The organism is Geobacillus thermopakistaniensis (genome assembly GCF_000498995.1).
GTDB lineage: Bacteria > Bacillota > Bacilli > Bacillales > Anoxybacillaceae > Geobacillus > Geobacillus thermoleovorans.
In genome coordinates this window covers 26261-48417 of the sequence record NZ_AYSF01000045.1, presented here as the reverse complement: position 1 = coordinate 48417, position 22157 = coordinate 26261, and the positions used below count along the sequence as shown (strand labels likewise).

General features: G+C 50.7%; 19 protein-coding genes and 1 riboswitch. Of the genes, 11 read left to right on the top strand and 8 right to left on the bottom strand.

The genetic code is table 11. The features are described 5' to 3' along the window. Positions 1-91 precede the first annotated feature (91 nt). From T260_RS130265 to T260_RS130280, 4 genes are all read left to right on the top strand, one after another. A complete protein-coding gene (locus tag T260_RS130265) occupies positions 92-2023 on the top strand; it encodes a sigma-54-dependent Fis family transcriptional regulator (protein WP_021322533.1) in 1932 nt (643 codons plus the stop codon). 200 nt (positions 2024-2223) lie between these two features. Then, the gene (locus T260_RS130270) at positions 2224-3210 is read left to right on the top strand and encodes a thiamine pyrophosphate-dependent dehydrogenase E1 component subunit alpha (RefSeq protein ID WP_011230213.1); all 987 of its coding nucleotides are present in this window, start codon (positions 2224-2226) and stop codon (positions 3208-3210) included. A gap of 27 nt (positions 3211-3237) precedes the next feature. Beyond that, positions 3238-4257 carry an alpha-ketoacid dehydrogenase subunit beta gene (locus T260_RS130275; RefSeq protein ID WP_021322535.1) on the top strand — a complete coding sequence of 340 codons (1020 nt, stop codon included), beginning with the start codon at positions 3238-3240 and terminating at the stop codon, positions 4255-4257. Between the two features lie 29 nt (positions 4258-4286). Further along, positions 4287-5597, top strand: coding sequence for a dihydrolipoamide acetyltransferase family protein (locus tag T260_RS130280; protein WP_014195050.1), 1311 nt, complete (start codon positions 4287-4289; stop codon positions 5595-5597). Positions 5598-5769: 172 nt separating this feature from the next. Here the strand turns inward: T260_RS130280 and T260_RS130285 are convergent, their stop codons facing one another. Further along, a complete protein-coding gene (locus T260_RS130285; RefSeq protein ID WP_023633939.1) occupies positions 5770-6633 on the bottom strand; it encodes an SDR family oxidoreductase in 864 nt (287 codons plus the stop codon). A 58-nt stretch (positions 6634-6691) separates the two neighbouring features. On the opposite strand from T260_RS130285, the gene T260_RS1000000139950 reads away from it, so the two are divergent. Next, positions 6692-6868: a hypothetical protein gene (locus T260_RS1000000139950; RefSeq protein ID WP_014195051.1), complete on the top strand. Its 177-nt coding sequence runs from the start codon at positions 6692-6694 to the stop codon at positions 6866-6868. Next, entirely contained in the window at positions 6865-7020 is a 156-nt protein-coding gene (locus T260_RS1000000139945; RefSeq protein WP_011230218.1) for a hypothetical protein, read from the top strand. Before T260_RS1000000139950 ends, T260_RS1000000139945 begins: the two co-directional genes overlap by 4 nt. A gap of 75 nt (positions 7021-7095) precedes the next feature. Here T260_RS1000000139945 and metH read toward each other — a convergent pair whose 3' ends face one another. From metH to T260_RS130300, 3 genes are all read right to left on the bottom strand, one after another. Continuing rightward, positions 7096-10506 (bottom strand): methionine synthase, encoded by a 3411-nt coding sequence (gene metH, locus T260_RS130290; RefSeq protein ID WP_023633938.1) that lies wholly within the window; start codon positions 10504-10506, stop codon positions 7096-7098. Then, the gene (locus T260_RS130295) at positions 10499-12346 is read right to left on the bottom strand and encodes a bifunctional homocysteine S-methyltransferase/methylenetetrahydrofolate reductase (protein ID WP_014195053.1); all 1848 of its coding nucleotides are present in this window, start codon (positions 12344-12346) and stop codon (positions 10499-10501) included. Before T260_RS130295 ends, metH begins: the two co-directional genes overlap by 8 nt. Positions 12347-12417: 71 nt before the next feature. Then, positions 12418-12520, bottom strand: a riboswitch (SAM riboswitch). Positions 12521-12633: 113 nt separating this feature from the next. Continuing rightward, positions 12634-13017 (bottom strand): DUF7577 domain-containing protein, encoded by a 384-nt coding sequence (locus tag T260_RS130300; RefSeq protein WP_011230221.1) that lies wholly within the window; start codon positions 13015-13017, stop codon positions 12634-12636. A gap of 323 nt (positions 13018-13340) precedes the next feature. Here T260_RS130300 and T260_RS130305 point away from each other — a divergent pair, with 323 nt between their 5' ends. From T260_RS130305 to T260_RS0120170, 5 genes are all read left to right on the top strand, one after another. Beyond that, positions 13341-14399, top strand: a complete 1059-nt coding sequence (locus T260_RS130305) for an ABC transporter ATP-binding protein (protein WP_023633937.1) — start codon at positions 13341-13343, stop codon at positions 14397-14399. Next, on the top strand, positions 14396-15205 hold the full coding sequence (locus T260_RS130310) for an ABC transporter permease (protein ID WP_023633936.1): 810 nt from the start codon (positions 14396-14398) through the stop codon (positions 15203-15205). Before T260_RS130305 ends, T260_RS130310 begins: the two co-directional genes overlap by 4 nt. Next, the gene (locus tag T260_RS130315; RefSeq protein ID WP_011230228.1) at positions 15202-16005 is read left to right on the top strand and encodes an ABC transporter permease; all 804 of its coding nucleotides are present in this window, start codon (positions 15202-15204) and stop codon (positions 16003-16005) included. The genes T260_RS130310 and T260_RS130315 overlap by 4 nt, the downstream gene beginning before the upstream one ends. Next, on the top strand, positions 16006-17079 hold the full coding sequence (locus tag T260_RS130320) for an ABC transporter substrate-binding protein (protein ID WP_023633935.1): 1074 nt from the start codon (positions 16006-16008) through the stop codon (positions 17077-17079). It begins immediately after the preceding gene. A 434-nt stretch (positions 17080-17513) separates the two neighbouring features. Beyond that, positions 17514-17831, top strand: a complete 318-nt coding sequence (locus T260_RS0120170; protein WP_089135005.1) for a hypothetical protein — start codon at positions 17514-17516, stop codon at positions 17829-17831. A gap of 124 nt (positions 17832-17955) precedes the next feature. On the opposite strand, the gene T260_RS130325 is transcribed toward T260_RS0120170, so the two are convergent. The 4 genes from T260_RS130325 to pdxR all read right to left on the bottom strand — a co-directional run bounded on the left by T260_RS130325 (position 17956) and on the right by pdxR (position 22124). After that, on the bottom strand, positions 17956-18459 hold the full coding sequence (locus tag T260_RS130325) for a DUF1572 domain-containing protein (protein ID WP_023633933.1): 504 nt from the start codon (positions 18457-18459) through the stop codon (positions 17956-17958). Positions 18460-18819: 360 nt separating this feature from the next. Beyond that, the gene (locus T260_RS130330) at positions 18820-19599 is read right to left on the bottom strand and encodes an ABC transporter permease (protein WP_236620430.1); all 780 of its coding nucleotides are present in this window, start codon (positions 19597-19599) and stop codon (positions 18820-18822) included. Positions 19600-19603: 4 nt separating this feature from the next. Beyond that, positions 19604-20329: an ABC transporter ATP-binding protein gene (locus tag T260_RS130335; RefSeq protein WP_011230240.1), complete on the bottom strand. Its 726-nt coding sequence runs from the start codon at positions 20327-20329 to the stop codon at positions 19604-19606. A 415-nt stretch (positions 20330-20744) separates the two neighbouring features. Then, positions 20745-22124: a MocR-like pyridoxine biosynthesis transcription factor PdxR gene (gene pdxR, locus T260_RS130340; protein WP_023633931.1), complete on the bottom strand. Its 1380-nt coding sequence runs from the start codon at positions 22122-22124 to the stop codon at positions 20745-20747. Between the last annotated feature and the right edge of the window lie 33 nt (positions 22125-22157).

The window sequence follows — 22157 nt, the reverse complement described above, 5'->3', positions numbered from 1 at the left end:
TTCGGTTGTTATTTTTTATAAAGTTGAAAAAGGAAATCAATAAATTGAAGAGAAAAAGAAAAACAATGGCAAACACGGAGGTGAACACAAGATGATCGTGACCCGCGAACAGGTGAAATCCATGTGGGAAAAGTTCGTATTTCATAACGAGCTCGATCCCGATTTGCCGCCCATGATTCGAGACTCTTGGCTTCGGTCGAAAAAAGCGATGGTTGATCCGTTTCGGCCGTACGGGTGGATTAAAGAAATCGACAATGAAAAGTACCGCTCCTTGATCGATTGGTCATTGCCGTTAATGGAAGGATTGTATTCGATTGTCAAAGGATCTGGATTTTTGGTGATCCTGTGCAATGAAAACGGACAGTTGCTTTTGTCGATTGGCGATTGCGAGCCTTTAGCGAGGGCGGAAGAAATCGGATTTATCGCGGGGGCGGATTGGAGCGAGCAAGTGATGGGGACCAACGCCATTGGCACATCGATCGTCATTGATCGTCCTATTCAAGTGTTTGCTGAGGAACATTACACGAAAATATGCCAGTCATGGACGTGTTCCGCTGCCCCCATCCATGATCCCGACGGCCGAATCATTGGTGTATTGAATATGTCAGGACCCTATGAAAAAGTGCACTCTCATACGCTAGGAATGGTTGTATCAGCCGTAAAGGCGATTGAGTACCAACTAAAATTACATGAGAATGCTGAAAAAAACGTGATGATGCAACGGTTTTTGGAAGCGACAACGAACAATATGAAAGAAGGCATTTTAATCATCGATCGCGATGGGAAGATCGTAAAGGCGAACAACCAGTTAAAAAAGCTGTTCCATATACCACAACTGCAACTGGAAGAGAAAAAGCTCGACGATCTTTTCAATGATCCCTCTATCTGTTCGAACCACCCGCTTCATTTGCAAAATCAAGAGCTGCATCTAAGCGTCAAGCCTTCAAACGCGGTGCACCATGTGTTAGTTGACAAGATTCCAATTTACGAGAAAAAAGAACGAATCGGATCGATGATCATTGTAAAAGAAATTGAAAAGGTACGCCAGTTTGTCAACCACCTATCGGGAAACCAAGCGAAAATCACGTTTGCGGATATGATCGGGCAACACCCGTGTTTCATTGAGAAAATGAACGAAGCGAGGCTCGCCGCAGCGACAGATTCCAACGTGTTAATATTAGGGGAAAGCGGAACAGGAAAAGAGATGGTGGCTCAGGCGATTCATAATGAGAGCAAGCGGAGAAACAAACCGTTTATTGCCATTAACTGTGGAGGCATACCGCGTGATCTCCTTGGCAGTGAGTTGTTCGGATATGTGGACGGGGCATTCACAGGAGCGAAAAAAGGGGGAAGCGCCGGAAAGTTTGAGCTTGCCAATGGGGGAACGCTTTTTTTGGATGAGATTGGCGAAATGTCCTTGGAAATGCAAGTGTTGCTTTTGCGCGTTATTCAAGAAAAGGAAGTGATGAGAATTGGCGGGCACAAAGTGATCCCTGTTGATGTAAGAATCATCGCAGCGACCAACAAAGACCTTCGCCAGGAAGTGCAAAAAGGCAGCTTTCGCGAAGACTTGTTTTTCCGGTTGAATGTTATGCCGATTGTTCTCCCGCCGCTTCGGAAAAGAAAAGAAGATATTCCGCTTCTCGTCCGTCATTTTATTGAAAAACTGGCTCACAAACGAAATAAACCGTTTCCTGAGATACGGTCCGATTTCTTAGAGGCGCTTATGCAATACGATTGGCCAGGAAATATTCGCGAGTTGCAAAATATGATCGAACGGGTGCTGAATCAGTGCGCAAAACCGGTATTGACAGCGGCTGATCTGCCGGAAGAAATCTTTCGGCCTCTTCGCTTGCCTCAAGTTAGGGAGAACGTAGACATCTCCCGAAATGAGATAAAAAAGCAATCCATCATCGAGGCGTTAAAGCAGTGCAACGGCAACATTTCCAAAGCTGCCCGTTATTTAGGCATATCGAGAAGCACATTTTACCGGCAAATGGATAAATGGAATATTCGGTATTGACTGTCCCATTTTGTATCAAAGTGTAGCGACAAAGTGAAACAAAATGAAACACTTTGTCGCTGTTTTTGTTTAGGTTGGATCAAAAAGGCGGCTTTGGATAAACAATTTGGCGGACGAAGAAAAGGAAACAAGCGTTGGAACGATTTTTGCTTTATAGAAATGATGAAAGCGGTACCAATCAAGTGAAGGAGGAGAGAAAGTTGGCCATTTCCAAGGATCATCTTCTTTGGATGTACGAAACGATGTACAAAATTCGCTGCTATGAAGACAAAATGGCGGAGGCGTATGCCGAAGGGAAATCTCCTGTGTTTAATATCGGCGCGGGGCCGGTGCCAGGGGAAATGCATTTGGCCACTGGACAAGAACCGGCTGCGGCTGGGATGTGTGTTCACTTGAAAAAGGAAGATACGGTGACTGCCCCTCACCGTCCGCATCACCATGCGATTGCCAAAGGGGTGGATTTGAACCGGATGACAGCAGAGATTTTCGGAAAAGCCACTGGACTGGGAAAAGGAAAGGGCGGCCATATGCATTTGTTTGATCCTGACGTCAAATTTTCCTGCGGAGGGATCGTTGGGGCTGGGATTCCTCATGCCCTTGGCGCGGCGCTGGCGGCCAAGAAAAGGGGGACGGATTGGGTGGCGGTTGCGTTTATCGGCGAAGGAGCCGCCAATCAAGGGGCGTTTCATGAATCGTTAAATATGGCGGCATTATGGAAACTGCCATTCATTGTTGTCATTGAAAACAATCAATATGGAATTTCTGTGCCGAAAACGGCGTCTACAGCGGTTCCCTCGAATGATGTACGGGCTGCCGCCTATGGCATTAAAGGATATTATGTCAAAGACAACGACCCGATTGATATGTACAACGTATCGAAAGAAGCGGTTGAACGTGCAAGAACTGGACAAGGGCCGTCGATTATTGAGATTGAAACATACCGTTATTTAGGACATTTCCAAGGCGATCCGGAAGTATACCGGGATAAAAATGAAGTGACGTTGCTTCGCCAAAAAGACCCCATTATTCGCCTTCGCAACTATTTATTGAATGAATGTGGGGTAACAGAGGAGACGATTGCACAGCTGGAAAACAAAGCGACATTTGAGGTCGATCAGGCGTACGCGTTTGCGAGAGAAAGCGATTATCCCAAGCCGGAAGAGGCATTGGAAGATGTGTTTGTCTAATTTCATAGGAGAAAGGAGTTTTGCCATATGCAACAAACAAAACAGCGGCTGTTAACGGGAAATAAGGCGCTGGCTGAAGCGATTCGCCTTGAGATGGAGAGAGATCCGAACGTCTTTGTGATGGGAGAAGATGTCGGAGTATACGGCGGGATTTTTGGAGCGACAGAGGGATTGTTCCAAAAGTTTGGACCGGAACGGGTCATCGATACGCCGATTTCTGAGACCGCGTTCATCGGTGCTGCCATCGGCGCCGCTGCGGAAGGAATGCGGCCGATCGTGGAGCTGATGTTTGTCGACTTTTTTGGGGTTTGTATGGACCAAATTTACAACCATATGGCGAAAATTCCGTACATGTCCGGCGGCAGGGTGAAACTGCCAATGGTATTGATGACGGCGGTGGGAGGCGGTTACAGCGATGCCGCCCAGCACTCGCAAACGTTGTACGCCACCTTTGCCCATCTTCCTGGGATGAAAGTCGTCGCTCCGTCGACGCCATATGATTTAAAAGGGATGATGATTTCCGCTATTCGCGATGATAACCCTGTTGTCTTTATGTTCCATAAAACCTTGCAAGGGCTCGGCTGGATGGATCAGCTTGATGCTTCGGTTGGGCATGTACCGGAAGAGGCGTATACTGTGCCGCTTGGGAAAGCAAATATTGTGCGCGAGGGAACGGATATCACCATTGTCGGTATTCAAATGTCAGTGCATCAGGCGCTCGAAGCGGCCAAAAGACTTGAACAACAAGGCATTCAAGCGGAAGTGATCGATTTGCGCTCTCTTGTCCCATTGGACAAAGAGACGATCATTCAATCGGTTAAAAAGACACACCGCTTGCTTGTTGTTGATGAAGACTATCTGTCGTACGGGATGACGGCGGAAATTGCCGCGATTGCCGCTGAACATTGTTTGTATGATTTGGAGGCGCCGGTGAAGCGGATTGCGGTTCCGGATGTGCCAATTCCTTATAGCCGTCCGCTTGAACAATTTGTATTGCCAAATGCCGATAAAATTTTCCGTGAGGCGATCCAACTCGTCAATGAATAAGGAGAAGTTCGTTCCAAGGGAGGCAGCTTATGGTTGTCGAAGTGACATTGCCCAAACTATCCGATTCCCACGATGAAAGTTTCATTACGTTTTGGCACGTTTCCGAAGGAGATGCGGTGGAAAAAGGAGCCACGCTGGTGGAAGTGCAAACAGAAAAGGCCGTTTCAGAAATTCACGCTCCCGAGTCAGGAACAGTAAAAGAGATCAAAAAGAAACGAGGGGATACGGCCAAGGTCGGCGAAGTACTGGCCGTCATTGCCGTCGAAACGTTTGCTCCGGACGGCGGAGATCCGCAGACAGAGATCAAGATCACCCCACGCGTAAAAAAACTGGCCAAGGAGCTTGGCGTCGATTGGAGTACGGTCACACCGACGGGGGCGAACGGCAAAATCACGGAAGAGGATATTCGTCGTGCGGCGAGCGCGGGAAAACAAAGGACTCCTCAAAAAACATTCGTGGCTGCCCCGTCAGTGCGAAAGTTTGCCCGCGAGCAGAACGTGTCTTTAGAGGAAATCACTCCAAGCGGAAAGAACGGAAGAATATTGAAAAGCGATATTGAAGCAGCACTGTCGGTTCGGCAGCAAAAAGCAACCGATGAGGCTGCTGCTAGTGTTGAGATTGTCAAGAAGCAGGAAAGCCGGGAAAAAGTGCGCCGAGTGCCGCTGACAGGCATCCGCAAGGCTATCGCCCAAGCGATGGTGCGGTCAATGCGGACCATTCCGCAAGTCACCCATTTTGGCGAGGCCGATGCGACCCGTCTTGTTCAACATCGCCGACGGATCAAACCGCTAGCTGAGCAACAAGGGGTGAAACTGACCTATTTAGCCTATGTGGTAAAAGCACTGGCGGCGGTGTTGAAAAAGTATCCAATGCTCAACGCTTCGCTTGATGAGGAACGAGAAGAAATCGTCATTCACGAATTCATTCACATTGGGTTTGCGGTTGACACTGACCGTGGATTGCTCGTCCCGGTGATTCGTGATGCGGATCAAAAATCGTTGTTCCAAATTGCGAAAGAAATTGAAGAATTGACGGCGAAGGCGAGAGCGGGAACGATTCAAGCGGTGGAGATGAGCGGAGGGACATGCACGGTTTCGAACATCGGCTCGGCCAATGGTTCGTGGTTCACGCCGATTATTCATTATCCACAGTCTTGTCTTTTAGGAATCGGGAAAGTTGAGAAAAAACCGGTGGTCGTCGATGATTCGATTGAGATTGCTTCTGTGATGCCGCTGTCTCTTACTTACGATCACCGTCTTATTGATGGGATGATGGCTCAACACGCCTTAAATGAATGTCAAACGTACTTGTCTGAACCGGATTGGCTGCTTGTTATGTGACAAAAAACCCCGCCCCTATTCCGGGGTGGGGTGAGAGAAGAGGGGCACCTTGTAAAGAAGTAGAGGAACATCGTAGCTTTATCGTACTCATTTTTTTACAATCACGCCATATTTTTGTTAGAAAAGGTAACGTGATTTTATTAAAAAAGTTCGGCGCCAGCGGCTGCCGCGGTCAATCGCTGATGAACTTGCCGCCATTTACATGAAGCATTTGCCCGGTCATGTACGACGATTCGTCGCTCGCCAAAAAGACGTAGCACGGGGCGACTTCGCTCGGCTGGCCGGGCCGTTTCATCGGGGTGTTGGCGCCGAATGCGGCGACTTGCTCACTTTGAAAGGTGGAGGGGATGAGCGGCGTCCAAATCGGGCCTGGGGCGACGCCATTGACGCGGATGCCTTGCCCAACGAGCGCTTTGGCGAGCGAGCGGGTGAACGCGACGATTGCGCCTTTTGTCGCCGAGTAGTCGATGAGCTGTTCGTTTCCTTCGTAGGCGGTGACCGAAGCGGTGTTGATAATGGCGCTTCCGTTTTTTAAGTGCGGGAGCGCCGCTTTCGTTAGGAAAAAGTAGCCGAATACGTTCGTGCGAAACGTTTTTTCCAGCTGCGCGGCGGTGATGTTGAGAAAGTTCGGCTGTGGGTGCTGTTCAGCGGCGTTATTGACGACGATATCGAGCTTGCCGAACGCTTTGATTGTTTGTTTCACCGCCTCTTTGCAAAACGTTTCATCGCCGATGTCGCCGGCGATGGCCAAGCACCGTTTTCCTTCCTGTTCGACAAGCCGTTTTGTTTCCTCGGCGTCCTCGTGTTCGTTCAAATACAAAATGGCGACATCGGCCCCTTCTTTGGCGAAATGGACGGCGACCGCCCGGCCGATGCCGCTGTCGCCGCCGCTGATGATGGCGACTCTGTTTTCGAGCTTGCCGCTTCCTTTATAGGTGTCTTTGATGGTGATCGGCTGCGGGTTCATCTCCGTTTGCAGGCCCGGCTGGCGCGTCTGGTGTTGCGGCGGCAGCGTCGTTTGTTGCTTCGTGACCATATTTGCTCCTCCTTGGATATGTATTGTCATCATTAGTATGGGACGGAGGAGGGGAATTATGTGTCAGGTGGACATCTATGATGAAAAATATGGTGAGTCAAGAGGAGAACTCAGTTTCCTTGCCGTCCATTTAGCTCAAGATCGCAAATTTCGTGGGAATGACGGGCCTCAGCACCTTGTCAGTGAACTGAAACATGATGTTTTCCCTAAGTATGAAGGAGGGGATGATGAATGATCAAAAAGGAAGATCAGTTGATTTCGTTATTTGGGAGTATGCCTCCCAAAGGAGACCGTTCTCCGATGGATTGGAAGAGTATTCGTAGACAAGCGAAAGAAGAATGGCTGAAAAAGTTGGAGAATCGTGAACAAATAAAAACAAAAAAGTGACTGTATATCGTTCGGGTGGAGCATTCAAAGAAAAACGACAAACGAGCCGGCCGATTCGGCCAGCTCGTTTCCTGCTTATAACACATTGAAATAACGCGCTTCCGGATGGGCGAAGACGATCGCCGAAACCGATGCTTCGGGCTCCATCATATAGCCGTCGGTGAGGCGGATGCCGACATCTTCCGGATGAAGCAGGCGGAACAGTTTCTCTTGGTCTTCCAAGTTCGGACAGGCCGGGTAGCCGAACGAGTAGCGCTGGCCTTGGTATTTGGCGGCAAAGCGCTCTTCCATTGTGAAATCCGGGTCGTCCGGGAAGCCCCAACGGTCGCGCATAATTTGATGGATGCGCTCGGCGAATCCTTCGGCGATCTCGAGCGCCAACGCTTGGATGGCATGGCTTTTCAAAAATTCGCCTTCTTCCTTCCAGCGCTGGGCGAGTTCGCGGACGCCATGCCCGGCGGTGACGGCGAACAAGCCGACGTAATCCATTTCACCGCTTTCTTTCGATTTCAAATAATCGGCGAGGCAAAGATACGGCGCCCGCGGTTGGCGCGGAAAGTCGAACATCTCGAGCACTGTTTTGCCGTCAGTCGGATCGTAAATGTAAACCCGGTTGCCGTCGCTTTGCGCCGGGAAGAAGCGGTAGACGCCGGCGGGCTGAATCCAGCCATGCTCTTTCGCTTTGGCGACGAGTTCGTCGACGACCGCTTTTAACGCCAACGCTTTTTCGTCTTTCTCTTCAAGCAGCCGTTTCACTTTTCCTTTCAAGCCGAGGTGGTGGCCGAGCACCATTTGCCAGTTGACGTACGGCAACACGTGGTCAAGCGGCACATTTTTTAGCACGTGGCGCTCGAGATCGGCCGGGATGTAGACGGGAACGTCGGTCGAGACGGTCGATTTAACCGCTGTGACCACCGTCGTTTGCCGCGTTGGCTCGCTTTCGGCCGTTTCTTTTTTCTTGTAGTCAATCTCGCCCTGCTGGATTTGGTTGGCAAGGGCAAGCCCGTCCATGGCGTCTTTCGCGTACAAGACAACGCCGTCGTACTCGGGCGCGATTTTGTTTTCCGTAAATTTGCGCGTCAAGGCGGCGCCGCCGACTAAAATCGGGGTCGAGATGCCCGCTTGGCGCAAGTCTTGGGCGGTGACGACCATCTGTTGAGCCGATTTCACAAGCAAGCCCGACAACCCGATAATGTCCGGCTGATGTTCGCGCACCGCTTCAATGAGTTGTTGCGGGGCGACTTTAATGCCGAGGTCGATCACCTCGTAGCCGTTGTTGCTTAGAATGATGTCGACCAAGTTTTTGCCGATGTCATGCACATCGCCTTTGACGGTGGCGAGAATGACTTTTCCTTTTGTGCTTCCTTCTTTCTTTTCCATATACGGCTCTAAAAAGGCGACCGCTGCTTTCATCACTTCCGCGCTTTGCAATACTTCAGCGACGATGAGCTGGTTGTTGTTGAACAGCCGCCCGACTTCATCCATGCCGGCCATGAGCGGACCGTTGATGATGGACAGCGGATCGGAGTAGGTCTCAAGCGCCTTTTCCAAATCGGGAATGAGCCCGTCTTTCGACCCTTCAATAACGTAGCGGGCGAGCCGCTCTTCCAAGCTCAAGTTCGTCTGCGCCGGTTTGGCGGCGGTGATTTTGCTTCGGTAAAATTCGATAAAGGCGTTTAATGTTTCGTCGTTTGTGTCAAAAAGAAGCGCCTCGGCCATTCGCACTTCTTCTTCCGGAATCGAAGCGAACCGCTCGAGCTTCTCGGTGTTGACAATGGCGTAATCGAGCCCGGCTTGCGTGCAATGGTACAAAAAGACCGAGTTCAGCACTTCGCGCCCGGCCGGCGGCAAGCCGAACGAGACGTTGCTGATGCCGAGCATCGTTAAGCAATGAGGCAGCCGCTCTTTAATGAGGCGGATCCCTTCGATCGTTTCTTTCGCCGCACCGATGTATTGCTCATCGCCGGTGCCGACCGGGAAGACGAGCGGGTCGAAAATGATGTCGCGCTCAGGCACGCCGTAGCGGTTCACGAGCAAGTCATACGAACGCAAGGCGATCTCGAGCTTTCGTTCGGCGGTGACCGCCATCCCTTGTTCATCGATCGTCCCGACCACAACGGCGGCGCCGTAGCGGTGTAGCAGCGGCACGACATTGGCAAAGCGCTCCTCGCCGTCTTCCAAGTTGATCGAGTTAATGATCGCTTTTCCTTGCGAATAGGTGAGGGCGCGTTCAATGACGCGCTCGTCGGTTGAATCGATGACAAGCGGCACTTTCACTTTTTTCACGACTTCGCGGACGAACTGCTCCATGTCATGGAGTTCGTCGCGGTCTGGGTCGGCGAGGCAAATGTCGATGACATGGGCGCCGCTTTTCACTTGGGCGCGGGCGATTTCCGCCGCTTCTTCGTATTTCCCTTCGGCGATGAGGCGCTTGAATTTGCGCGAGCCGATCACGTTTGTCCGCTCGCCGACAAAGAGCGGACGCATCGTTTCATCATAGATGAGCGCCTCGATGCCGGAAACGGCGTGGACATCAAACGAAGACGGAATCGCCCGCGGCGGGAGATCACGCACCGCTTCGGCAATGGCGCGGATATGATCCGGCGTCGTGCCGCAACACCCGCCGACGATGTTGATCCATCCCTTTTCGGCAAAGCGGCGGATTTTCTCTGCCAGCATATTCGGCGTTTCATGATAGTGGCCTTCCTCATCCGGCAGACCGGCGTTCGGGTAGCAGCTGACCGCCGTGTCAGCGAGCGAGGCGAGCGTGCGCAAATGGTCGGTCATAAACTCCGGACCGGTTGCGCAGTTTAAGCCGACGGCGATCGGCTTCATATGGCGCACCGAGATGAAAAACGCATCGATCGCCTGCCCGGCGAGCGTCGTGCCCATCGGTTCGATCGTGCCGGAAATCATGAGCGGCACGCGGCGGCCGACCGCTTCAAACGCCTTCGAAATGCCGAGAAAACCGGCTTTGACATTCAGCGTATCTTGGCACGTCTCGAGTAGGAGAAGGTCGACGCCTCCTAAGAGCAGTCCGCGCGCTTGTTCTTCGTAGGCGGCGACGAGTTCTTCAAACGTTGCGCCGCCGGTCACCGACAACGTTTTCGTCGTCGGCCCCATCGAACCGGCGACAAAGCGCGGCCAGTCCGGGGTGGAGAACGACTCAGCCGTTTGTTTGGCGAGTTTGGCCGCTTCGATGTTCAGCTCAAGCGCCAAATGACCGAGGCCATATTCGTCAAGCACGATGCGTGTCGCTCCGAACGTGTTCGTTTCAATGATATCAGCACCGGCTTCTAGGTACGCTTCATGAATGCGGCGGATGACATGCGGGGCGGTGAGGGTCAAATATTCGTTGCACCCTTCATACGCCTCGCCGCCAAAGTCGGCGGCCGATAGGTTGGCGCTTTGGATCATCGTGCCCATGGCGCCATCGATGACAAGAATTTTTCTTTGCAGTTGCTGTTCTAAGGTGACGTTAGCCATGAACAACCTTCCTTTCTTTGGCGGCCGCTTCTTTTTCGTGAATGTAGCGGACAAGCTCGACCGTCATGTCGTAGCGCAAGAACGGCGTGATCAAATAAATGCCGTTAAACAAATCAAACGCAGCGTCAATGAGCGATTTGGCGATAGCGATGCCTTCCTTGGCTGCTTGCACCGGGTCGCCGCCGCACGCCGCCATGCGGGCGCGAATCTCGTCAGAGAGCGTAATGCCCGGCACTTCATGATGCAAAAAGTCGGCGTTGCGCGCGCTCACAAGTGGCATAATGCCGATGTAAATCGGCGTGTCAAGATGCTTGGTCGCTTCGTGCACTTCAACGATTTTCTCTTCCGAGTAAATCGGCTGGGTCAAGAAATAGTGGGCGCCGCATTGAATTTTTTTCTCCATTCGCTCAACTGCTTTATCCAAATGGCGGACGTTCGGGTTGAACGCAGCGCCGATCGAGAAGTTCGTTTTTTGCCCAAGCGGTTTGCCCGAGTACGACAGCCCTTCGTTAAACTGGCGGATCAAGCGGATCAAATCGAACGATGATAAATCATACACCGACGTTGCTCCTGGGAAGTCGCCGATTTTCGACGGGTCGCCGGTAATGGCGAGCACGTCGGTGATGCCGAGCGTATGCAAGCCCATCAAATGCGACTGCAAGCCGATCAAATTGCGATCGCGGCATGTAATATGCACAAGCGGGCGGATGCCGAGCTGCTCCTTGATGATCGTGGCGACAGCGGCGTTGCTGATGCGCGGCGTGGCGAGCGAGTTGTCGGCCAACGTCAGCGCATCGATGCCGGCGTCATGGAGCGCTTTCGCCCCAGCAAGAAACTTGTCAATCCCCAATTTTTTCGGCGGATCCAGCTCCACAATGACCGAGCGGCGCGTGCGGGCAAGCTCGGGAAGGGGAGATGGGGCGGGCCGATCCGCTTGCACTGATACAGACACCGCGCGCCGTTTCACCGTTTTTTCCGTCACCGGCGTTCGGTCGGAGAGCGCTTTTGCCATCGCTGCGATATGCTTCGGCGTCGTGCCGCAGCACCCGCCGATCAAGCGCACCCCTTGGTCGCGGAACGCTTTGGCTGTTTCCTCGAAATATTCAGCGTTCGTCTCATAGACAAGCCGGCCATCGCGGTAATCCGGGAGGCTCGCGTTCGGATACGCCGACAAAAATGCCTGCTTCGGCAGCGGCACTTCCTCGAGCGACCGAAGCATATGATATGGACCGAGACGACAGTTCAGTCCGACGACATCGGCCCCGAGCGCCTCTAGGCGGGCAAGGGCGTCCGCGAGCGGCGTGCCATCTTGCAAGACGCCGACTTCATGGAGCGAGACGTGAGCGATAATCGGCAAGTCGGTCTCTTTGCGGGCGATGGCAAGCACCGTCTCCAACTCTTCCAAATCGTAATACGTCTCGAGCAGCACGCCGTCGACTCCTTCAGCCAGCAGGACAAACAGCTGCTCGCGAAACGTCCGTTTCACTTCTTCGAGCGTGACGACGCTTTTGTTTAACGTGCGCAGCCCCCCGATCGTCCCGAGCACGTACGCCCGCCCGTTCGCCGCTTGCCTGGCGAGCCGCACCGCCGCGCGGTTGATGGCCGGCACCTCATCTTCAAGGCCGTAGCGGGCGAGTTTCACATAGTTGGCGCCGTATGTATTCGTCTGAATGACGTCGGCGCCCGCGGCGATATACGCTTCATGAATATGGACGATTTCATCTGGATTGGATAGATTCAATTCTTCAAAACAACGGTCAATGCCGTGCGAATATAAAAGCGTTCCCATCGCCCCGTCGGCGATGAGAATGCGCTCTTTCAACTTATCCAGCAATCCCACGTTCGATTCCCCCGTTTCTCCGTAGTAAAAGAAAAAAGCCTTCTATAAGAAGAAGACTTTTCATTCGCTTCTTCTTATCTTCCAGGCTTCCGCCTGTCTGGATTTAGCACCTTGGCCGCGGGCCAGGTTGCTGAGGGTTCACCGGGCCAGTCCCTCCCCCTCTCTTGATAAGAATGTCCGTATGCAATTGTGCGGCAGCGTTTTGATGATTACTATATAATTTAATGTATTTTTCGAAATTATTCAATACGGTGAAGCGAGGAAATTTCAAAAAAGAATTTCTCGGATCAACGGAGAAGCTCTTTTCCACATTGGGGGCAAAATTGGAAATTGTGCTGCACATGCCCGCCGCAATGAGGGCAATGCTTGTTTGGCTGTTTATGGCTTCCAAATCGGACGTTCAGCGGGTCGGGCTCTTCCTCGCTGTCGACAATGTCCAATAAGGACATGCGTTGTTTTCCCGTCGCATTTTTGTAATGGTAAAACGCTTGAAATACGCCGATGGCGATGACGACAAGGCCGAAAAACGGAAAAAAGCGGGCGGCGGGAAACGGCGAGTCCGCGGTGATGGAGAATGCCATCACCATCCAAAAGATGCCGAACAACACAGCGGCGATGCTGCCGAAGAGTCCTTGCATCGACGGACCGCGGCCGGGTTTGATGCTTTTCAATTTCATTCCTCCCTAACAGAATTCATAGATATATTATAATAGAAAAAATTGGTTTTTTCCATGTTCACATAGAAACGTTTGAGCCGATAGAGGCAAAAATATTAGATTTTTAATTGGATTTATTTTTCAATACCTTGATTATGTCTTGTAAGAGAGGAAAACGGGCGGTATGTTGCCTTATCAATTGCATCATCGACCATTTTTCGCTTCTTAAGCATTGGCATGGGTGGGAAGACCGTTCAACGATCGTTTTGTCATTGCACTTTCATTGTCTCTATGTTCTAATTAGGAATGATGGAGATGAAGAAGACGGGGGGCTGAAAGTGAACGGAGAAATCATCCGCTTCGAGCGAGTGACGAAGGAATACGACGGCGCAGCCGTACTGGATGATGTCAGTTTTGCGATGGAGCGCGGGAAGTTTTATACGCTGCTTGGACCATCGGGTTGTGGGAAGACAACGATTTTGCGGCTGATTGCCGGGTTTATCGAGCCGACGGAAGGAACGATTTATTTCCACGGAAAGCCGATTCAAAACGTCCCGCCGAACAAACGGCAAGTCAACACTGTTTTTCAAGACTATGCATTGTTCCCTCATCTCGATGTGTTTGAAAACGTTGCGTTTGGTTTGCGCGTGAAAAAGATGAAAGAAACCGACATTCGCGAGAAAGTGAGGGAAGCGCTTCGGTTTGTCAACTTAGACGGCTATGAGCGCCGCCGCATTCAAGAAATGTCAGGCGGCCAGCGTCAGCGCGTCGCCATTGCCCGGGCGATTGTCAATGAACCTGAGGTGCTGCTCTTGGATGAACCGCTGTCAGCCTTGGATTTGAAACTGCGCACGGAAATGCAGTATGAACTTCGTGAATTGCAGCGCCGATTGGGCATTACGTTTATTTTTGTCACGCATGATCAAGAAGAAGCGCTGGCGATGTCCGATTACATTTTTGTTCTGAATAAAGGGAAAATTCAGCAGTTTGGGACGCCGAAAGACATTTACGACGAGCCTGTCAATCGATTCGTCGCCGATTTCATTGGCGAATCGAACATTTTGTCAGGGCGCATGATCGACGATTTCCTCGTCGAATTTGCCGGCAAACAGTTTGCGTGTGTTGACCGCGGCTTCGCGCCAAACGAACCGGTCGATGTCGTCATCCGCCCGGAAGATTTGGAGCTCGCGGCGCCGGAAGACGGGCAGATCGTCATCCGCGTCGATTCGCTCTTATTCCGCGGTGTCCATTATGAAATTTGCGGCTATGACGAAAACGGCAACGAATGGCTTGTCCATTCGACGAAAAAGGCCGAAGTCGGGGAAACGGTCGGCCTTCGTTTTGAACCGGAAGCGATTCACGTCATGCGACTCGAAAAGGAGGATGAGGACGCATGACGGAACGGGCGTGGCGGAACTGGTATTTAATCCCTTATGGCATTTGGCTTGTGCTGTTTGTCGTGGCCCCGATTGTCTTTTTGGTGTATGAATCGTTTTTGGATCTTGACGGCCATTGGACGTTGTCCAACTACAAATCCGTGTGGACGCCCATTTATTTGAAAATGATGGCGTATTCGTTTTGGTATGCGTTTTTAATCACGCTTGTGTCGCTGCTCATCGGCTATCCGACCGCCTATTGGCTGACGAAGACGCGGCACAAGCAGCTATGGCTGTTGTTGCTTATTTTGCCGATGTGGGTGAATTTGCTGCTGAAGGTGTATGCGTTTTTAGGGCTGTTCGGCACGTACGGGCTGGCCAACGCTTTGTTGAAAGCGCTGGGCGTCGGGCCGCGGCAGCTGTTGTTCACCGATTTCAGTTTTGTCTTTGTGTCGGTGTACATTTTTATTCCGTTTATGGTGCTGCCGATTTTCAACGCGCTGGAGGAGCTGCCGCCATCGCTTGTCGATGCCGCCCGCGATTTGGGCGCTTCGGCTTGGACGACGTTCCGCCGCGTCGTCTTTCCGCTCACGCTTGGCGGAGTGAAGGCCGGCTGCCAAGCGGTATTCATCCCGGCGCTGTCGCTGTTTATGATTACACGCCTTGTCGCTGGCAACCGCGTCATTACGCTCGGCACCGCCATTGAGCAGCATTTTCTTGTCACCCAAAACTGGGGGATGGGGGCGACGATCGCTGTTGTGTTAATGATCGCCATGGCGGTCATCGTCATCCTGACAGGAAGCGGAAGAAAAGAGGGAAGCCGATGAAACGGATGCAGGCGTGGGGACGTGTGTACTTGTTAGTCGTGTTTGCCGTGATGTATATGCCGATTGTGTATTTGATGTATTATTCTTTCAACAGCGGCGGGGCGATGCACGATTTTCAATCGTTCACGCTCAAGTGGTACCGCGACGTGCTGTCCGACGACCGCTTGCTCATCATCGTTTTGAATACAATCGTCGTTGCGCTGCTGTCGGCGGCGGTTGCGACGATACTTGGGGTCATCGGAGCGCTCGCCGTTTACTATGTCAAGCGGCAGCGAACGAAAAACGCTCTTCTCGCCCTCAACAACGTGCTGATCGTCAGCCCCGATGTCATCATCGGCGCTTCGTTTTTGCTGCTGTTTACAATCGCTGGCATCAAGCTCGGCTTTACGTCCGTGCTGTTGTCTCATATTGCGTTCAGCGTGCCGATTGTCGTGTTGATGGTGCTGCCGAAACTGGAAGAAATGAGCCCGACGCTGATTGATGCGGCTAGAGATTTAGGAGCCAGTCATTGGCAAGTGCTGTCCGGTGTGGTGCTGCCGTTTTTGGCTCCGAGCATATGGGCGGGCTTTTTCATGGCGCTCACGTATTCGCTCGATGACTTTGCCGTGACCTTTTTTGTCACGGGAAATGGGTTCTCGACGCTGTCCGTGGAAATTTATTCGCGGGCGCGCCAAGGCATTTCCTTGTCGATCAACGCATTGTCGACGCTTCTGTTTTTATTTACCATGTTGCTCGTTATCGGCTATTACGTGCTTAGCCAAAAAGGCGGCCGCTTGTACGGGATAGGGGGGCGAAAGTAGGTGAGACGGCTTGTCCAAGGATTTGCGGCCGTGTTTATCGCCGCGTTCGTCCTGATGTTTGTCACTCATCGGCTGAACGAAGCGGAAGGGTACGGCGGAGGCAAAACGGTGACGGTCTACAACTGGGGCGATTACATTGACCCCGCGCTCATTCGCGAATTTGAAAAAGAGACAGGGTGGAAAGTGATTTACCAAACGTTTGATTCCAATGAGGCGATGATGGCGAAAATCGCCCAAGGCGGGGCAACGTTTGACGTCGCCGTTCCATCCGATTACGCCATCAGCAAAATGATCGAAGAAAAGCTGCTTCTGCCGCTTGATTACCGAAAGCTTCCCAATTTGCAATATATCGAGCCGCGGTTTCTCAACTTGTCGTTTGATCCGCACAACCGGTATTCCGTGCCGTATTTTTGGGGGACGGTCGGCATCGTCTACAACCGCGAGATGCTTGGCGGCAAGACCATCACAAGCTGGAACGACTTATGGGATCCAAGCTTGCGCAATCAAATTTTGCTTGTCGACGGGGCGCGCGAAGTGATGGGGATGGCGTTAAACAGCCTCGGCTATTCGCTCAATGACACGAACAAAGCCCACTTGCAAGAAGCCAAGCGGAAGCTCGATCGGCTCATGCCGAACGTGAAGGCGATTGTCGGCGATGAAATCAAGCTGCTGCTTGCCAATGAAGAAGCAGCCATCGGCGTCGTCTGGTCGGGCGATGCGGCCGAAATCATCGCGGAAAACGACAAGCTCGACTATGTCGTGCCGAAAGAAGGCTCCAACTTATGGTTTGACAACATGGTCATTCCGAAAACAGCGAAAAACATCGAAGGAGCGCACGCGTTCATCAACTTTATGCTCGACCCAAAACACGCGGCGCAAAACGCCGAGTATGTCGGCTATTCGACGCCGAATAAAAAGGCGCTTGCCTATTTGCCAAAAGACATCGCGGGCGATCGGCGCTTTTACCCCGATTTGGATTCAGCTGGGCATCTCGAAGTGTACGAAAACTTAGGGAAACACATGCTCGCCTACTACAACGAACTGTTTTTGCAGTTTAAGATGCAGCAAAAGTAACCATATAGATGCAACGAAATCGTTTCACATATCCTTGACGGAAAAAGTGGCTTATCCATTTTTGACTGTCGAAGGCAAGCCACAGGCTTGCCTCCGTCACGCTTTAGCGTGACGGAAGACCGAACAACGACTCGCTTCACAGACCCATTCATGGGTCTGGAAGCGGCGTTGTTTGGTCACTCGACAGTCGGATGCAATGACCGGTAAAAACGAAAAGTGTTAAAGCTTTACATTGCATCTATACAATCAGAGCAGGCGCCGCCCTCTGCAATAGGGAGATGGGCGCCTGCTTGGCGTTTGCGTAAAGGGTTGCGCCGCTTCCCTAGCGCGCGGGAACGAAGAAGCCCATGGGCGGCTTCACATACAAGAAGGGATCGGACGCAGGGAAGAAGAATAGAAAGACATGATATGATGAAAAAGAGGAGGTGGGAACGTTGCCCAATCATTTGCCTATGGAAGAAAATGTGATGGATATGCTCATCGGCGGCTTTTCGGTTGTGATGTTGATCGCGGTTGCGACAATCGTTTTTCTTTGGCGAAGGAATCGAGAGGGGCGGGCGTTTCTGTGGATATTGGCCCATTTCTTGTTGCTGTCTCTGGCTGTTTCATTTGCGCTGAAGGCGATTTCCTTTGATCTTACCCATGTGCAGGCATCTGAAGAAATCTCCCTCCTTCTTGGCAAGGCGGGGCTGGCGTGGGGAGTGGGGATGGTTTGTTTGTTGGTCGGCATTGTGAAACTTTCCAGACGATGACTGCGATCCCGATAGGTATGATTGGGAAGGAACAACAAACAACAAAAAGAAGCCATCCACCTTTATCGGCTGACGGTTCCGAGGGGCGGATGGCGTTTGCATGATCATTCGAATAAGGAGTTGCCTATGTTGTTTTTCGATTTCTTGGTATGGTCAATGTTTTCCAGTTGTTTGCGTTCAGCTGTTTCGCGATATAGACGATTTGCCCGATATGATACGAATAATGGTACATTTGCCGCTCAATGGCTTCGATGACGGAATGGGGTTCGCCGCGGATCGTGACCGTCCGCAACAAATCCGTTTCTTGCAGTTCGTTCAGCGTCTGAAAGAAAGCAGACCACCCCTTTTCCCAGCAAGCCATGACTTCTTTGCGCGTATGGAAGTCGTTGATAAACTCATCATCGCGGTTTCGGTCCGGTTTTTCCCCATCCGACGACAAAAAGTCTGTCCAGCGCGACACCATATTTCCGCTCATATGTTTGACAATGATGGCGATGCTGTTGGCCTCCTCATGAAAGCAATGGAACAGCTGTTCCTCCGAACATTGGTCCATAGCCCGTTCGGCGGTCTTTTTCATGTCAACAAAGCGTGCGCGCACCACTCGCAAATATTCTTGGCCGATGTTCATTCACACACCTCCGTCAAAGAAATGCCATCTCTTTTATTCGCCGTCGATGCTGTGATTTCTTTCTATGTGACGGCAAAAAGCAAAAAAAGCAACGCCTTGGGCGGACATGACTATGGGTCATGTTTTCGAAGCAGGCGAGTGAATAATCAGATCATAGCGGCACTCTTCGTTGCCTGTGTTCATAAATTGATGTTCGCAGGCGGCGTTGTAATAAAGAGAGTCCCCTTCGTGCAAGACGTCCGTGTTATGAAACCTCCTTTGCTTTCCTTGATTGTCGAAGATGCATTCGGCATGGTCGCGAAAACATCCTCTCGATTTTCGCCGAAAGGGTGCGAAATGTGAGGGATAACGTCCGCTCTTTTATACGTAGCTTCCGATTTTTCCGTTTTTTCTCGCCCAATGCCATTGTTGCTTCAAGACCAATGAGCCCATGGCCAGCCATAATAGCGAGATGCCGAGAGCAGGAAAGAATACGGGCCATCCTTCATTCACTCCTTGCACGGCCCAAGAAAGGGGAGAAAAGTAGTTGAGAATATGAAAGGCTGTCGGCAATAAATTTGAAGATAGAAAAAAACCTGAGAAGATTAATAAATAATAAAGCAGCACCTCGGTAACGGCTCCGACTTGTTTTAAGCGAAGGGACAGTCCTAAAATGAACACACCGATTCCCGTCATCCCGATTAGGCTTACGCCGCCAAATACGACGATCTCCGTTATCATGGATAATATTCCCGAGAGAATTTCGGAAAATCCAATCATCAAAGCCGCACAGATGAAAAAGAGCACTACCCACATGGACGATAACGCGATTTCAGCGATCACTACGCCGATCAAAATTTTCCATGGAGCAGTCTTGGTGGAAAGCACTTGCTCGGCGGTGCCGAGATACGCTTCCTCGATCACCGTGTTGCCGAGCTTTGAGATCAAATGAGCGCTTAAGTACCAAAGGCTGAAACCGAACAGTTTGAGCGTCGCTTCCTTTCCGGTTTGTATCGGGCTTGCGTACAGCGTACCGAGAAAAAAGACAAATTTAATGATAAGGCCAACGGTAAAATCGAACCAATACCGACGATACTCTGCCCTTTTTTTCAAAAAGGAAGCCAATACTACATTCAAGATTTGCGGGGACAACCGACTCACCTCCTTAGACGGATAGGTTGGAACGAATAGCGGCCAAAAAATGAGTTTCAAGGTCGGCTGGAGTTGAAAAATGTTCTTTCGTGCCGCTCCAAACGATTTTTCCGCCTTGAATAAAGACAAACTTATTTCCAACGGCGTGGGCAAAAGGAATGTCGTGGGTGGTGATGAGAACGGCTTTCCACCATTGGTTTTCTTCCGTTAACATGGTTCGGATATGATGTTGCGACTCAACATCAAGGCCAAGAGTTGGCTCATCAAGGAACAAAAACGGCGCTCCTTTCATTAAGGCGATCGCAAATGCCAGTTTTTGTTTCATCCCACGTGAAAGGGTTTGGGTAAGACGCTCAGCGTATGGGGTTAGATTCAACACGGCCATCATTCGTTCGGCTCTTCGTTTTGCTTCAGCACGACTCCATTTGTTCAGCAAGCCGAAGTATAAGAGATTTTCCAAAACAGTTAAATAAGAATAGGAGTTGTCAGCTTCTTCAAATACGACCGCAATCGACTCGCGCGCTTCATCTGGATGGCGGACAACATCTACTCCATTGACATAGATGCTGCCGCTGTCTGGTGCAGTAAGCCCGATGATGCATCTTATTAAAGTAGTTTTTCCGGCTCCATTCGGCCCTAAAAGAATAAGTCGATCCCCTTCAACCAGTTCAAGGGAAACATTATGTAATACTTGGCGGTTTGGCGGATAGATTTTGTTTACGTCTTGCACGGCAATCATTTTTTTCTACCCTTTCCATTTAATAAGCTAGGGTGGTCTTGAAAAATCTTGAGGACCACCCGAAAGGATTATTACCAACTCGCTGGGACTTGAGACGGAGCATGTTTTAGTATGTCGTCACTTGTTGGAATAGGAGGGACCACAGTAAGAGAACCATGTCCTTCCAGTCGATAGAAAAGCTCTGTAGAAATACTGGTGGAAAGTTCAATAGCTATATCAATTTTGCACCACATATTAAATGGTCTATGATTTTTTCCACCCATATTCTCTTTCCCCTTTAGTGTATTATACAAAAAAACAAAAAAATGTAAATATTTAAAATTAACGTGACATTAGAAACCGATCAAAAATACACGCCAAGACAGGGATTCCGTGAGCTTGTGTAAAAAGAGGGGCGTTTTCCGTGAAGTCGTCGTCAACACCATGCTTTTTTGAGCAGTTTTACTCCAAGCTCAATATCCTCGAGCGACAAGCCGCTAAAACCGAGCTTGATCATGGGTCGGTCTGGCCGTTGGTTCACAAAATAGCGCGAAGTGGGATACACTTTTACCCCACACGATAGGGCGCGTTGAAGTAGCTGTTCTTCTGAACAATCGGAATGAACTTTGATTAACACGTATAAACCGGACTGTTCGCCAATAATGGAGATCATATCCCCAAATGCTTTTCGCAGTAGTGATGTTAAATGCTCCATTTTTCGTTTGTACACGAGGCGCATGCGTTTAATATGGCGGCCCCATTCCCCCTCCTCCATAAATTTGGCCATCGCCAATTGGCTGAGGATGGACGCGGTGCTCTCGAAAAGGCGAAACCGCTGCTGATAACGGTCCAAAAGCGACGGCGGCAACACCATGTAGCTTAAGCGAATCCCAGGCAGAAACGATTTTGAGAAATTGCCTAGATAAATGACTCTTGACGAATCAATGGAGGCAAGAGCCGGAAACGGTTTTTGCGTATAGCGAAATTCGCTGTCATAATCATCCTCAATAATATAGCCATTCACCTCGTTGGCCCATTGGATGAGCAGGAATCGCTGCTGGATCGGCATGCTGACTCCCATCGGGCTTTGATGTGAAGGGGTGACATAGATGAGCCGCGATCGCCTGTTCTCGAGCGGTGAAAGATCGATGCCGGTTTCGGAAACAGGCACCGTTTCCAGCTGAAAGCGGTGAAACAAAAACGCTTCTCTGGCGCCGTCATAACCAGGGTCTTCGACGATCACGCTGTTGAATTCATCTTTTAGAATATAGCCAAGGGAGAGAAGCATTTGCTGCGTGCTGCTTCCGATGATGATGGCGTTTGGCTCTGTGATCACCCCGCGGGATTCGAGAAGGTAGATGGCGATTTGCTTGCGCAAGCATAATTCCCCAAACGGATCCCCATAGCGGAAACATCCTTTGGCCGTCAATACTTGATTGGAAATTCTTCTCCATGCTTTAACGGGAAAATGATCGGCATCGACGGTATCGGCGCGAAAATCGACAACAACGGACGTTGCTGCTTCCCTTGCCGATTGGCGTGCAGAAATGCGGGCTTTTGGAATGAAAAGAGGTTCCACTTCATTGGCAAAATACCCTTTTCGTTTTTCCGCGCGAATATATCCTTCCGCTACCAGCTGTTCGTAAGCCATTAAAGTTGTGTTCCGGCTGACATTCAATGATTCGGCGAGTTGGCGAATGGAAGGTAGCGGCTCATTGGCTTGAATGTCGCCTTGTTCAATCAATGATTTCAATTTTTCGTAGATTTGCTTGTATTTAGGCGAGCCGTCCTTCAAGTCAAAAATGATCGTCTTCATGTTCATCCTTCTGACATGTTTATTTTTTTTGTT

Excerpts from the sequence above, each read along its gene's own strand:
- T260_RS130285 (WP_023633939.1), bottom strand. The coding sequence starts at position 6,633 with ATGGTCACGAAGCAACAAACGACGCTGCCGCCGCAACACCAGACGCGC.
- T260_RS130325 (WP_023633933.1), bottom strand. The coding sequence starts at position 18,459 with ATGAACATCGGCCAAGAATATTTGCGAGTGGTGCGCGCACGCTTTGTT.
- T260_RS130265 (WP_021322533.1), top strand. The coding sequence starts at position 92 with ATGATCGTGACCCGCGAACAGGTGAAATCCATGTGGGAAAAGTTCGTA.
- pdxR (WP_023633931.1), bottom strand. The coding sequence starts at position 22,124 with ATGAAGACGATCATTTTTGACTTGAAGGACGGCTCGCCTAAATACAAG.
- T260_RS1000000139950 (WP_014195051.1), top strand. The coding sequence starts at position 6,692 with ATGTGTCAGGTGGACATCTATGATGAAAAATATGGTGAGTCAAGAGGA.
- T260_RS130310 (WP_023633936.1), top strand. The coding sequence starts at position 14,396 with ATGACGGAACGGGCGTGGCGGAACTGGTATTTAATCCCTTATGGCATT.
- T260_RS130280 (WP_014195050.1), top strand. The coding sequence starts at position 4,287 with ATGGTTGTCGAAGTGACATTGCCCAAACTATCCGATTCCCACGATGAA.
- T260_RS1000000139945 (WP_011230218.1), top strand. The coding sequence starts at position 6,865 with ATGATCAAAAAGGAAGATCAGTTGATTTCGTTATTTGGGAGTATGCCT.
- T260_RS130275 (WP_021322535.1), top strand. The coding sequence starts at position 3,238 with ATGCAACAAACAAAACAGCGGCTGTTAACGGGAAATAAGGCGCTGGCT.
- T260_RS130315 (WP_011230228.1), top strand. The coding sequence starts at position 15,202 with ATGAAACGGATGCAGGCGTGGGGACGTGTGTACTTGTTAGTCGTGTTT.
- metH (WP_023633938.1), bottom strand. The coding sequence starts at position 10,506 with ATGGCTAACGTCACCTTAGAACAGCAACTGCAAAGAAAAATTCTTGTC.
- T260_RS130335 (WP_011230240.1), bottom strand. The coding sequence starts at position 20,329 with ATGATTGCCGTGCAAGACGTAAACAAAATCTATCCGCCAAACCGCCAA.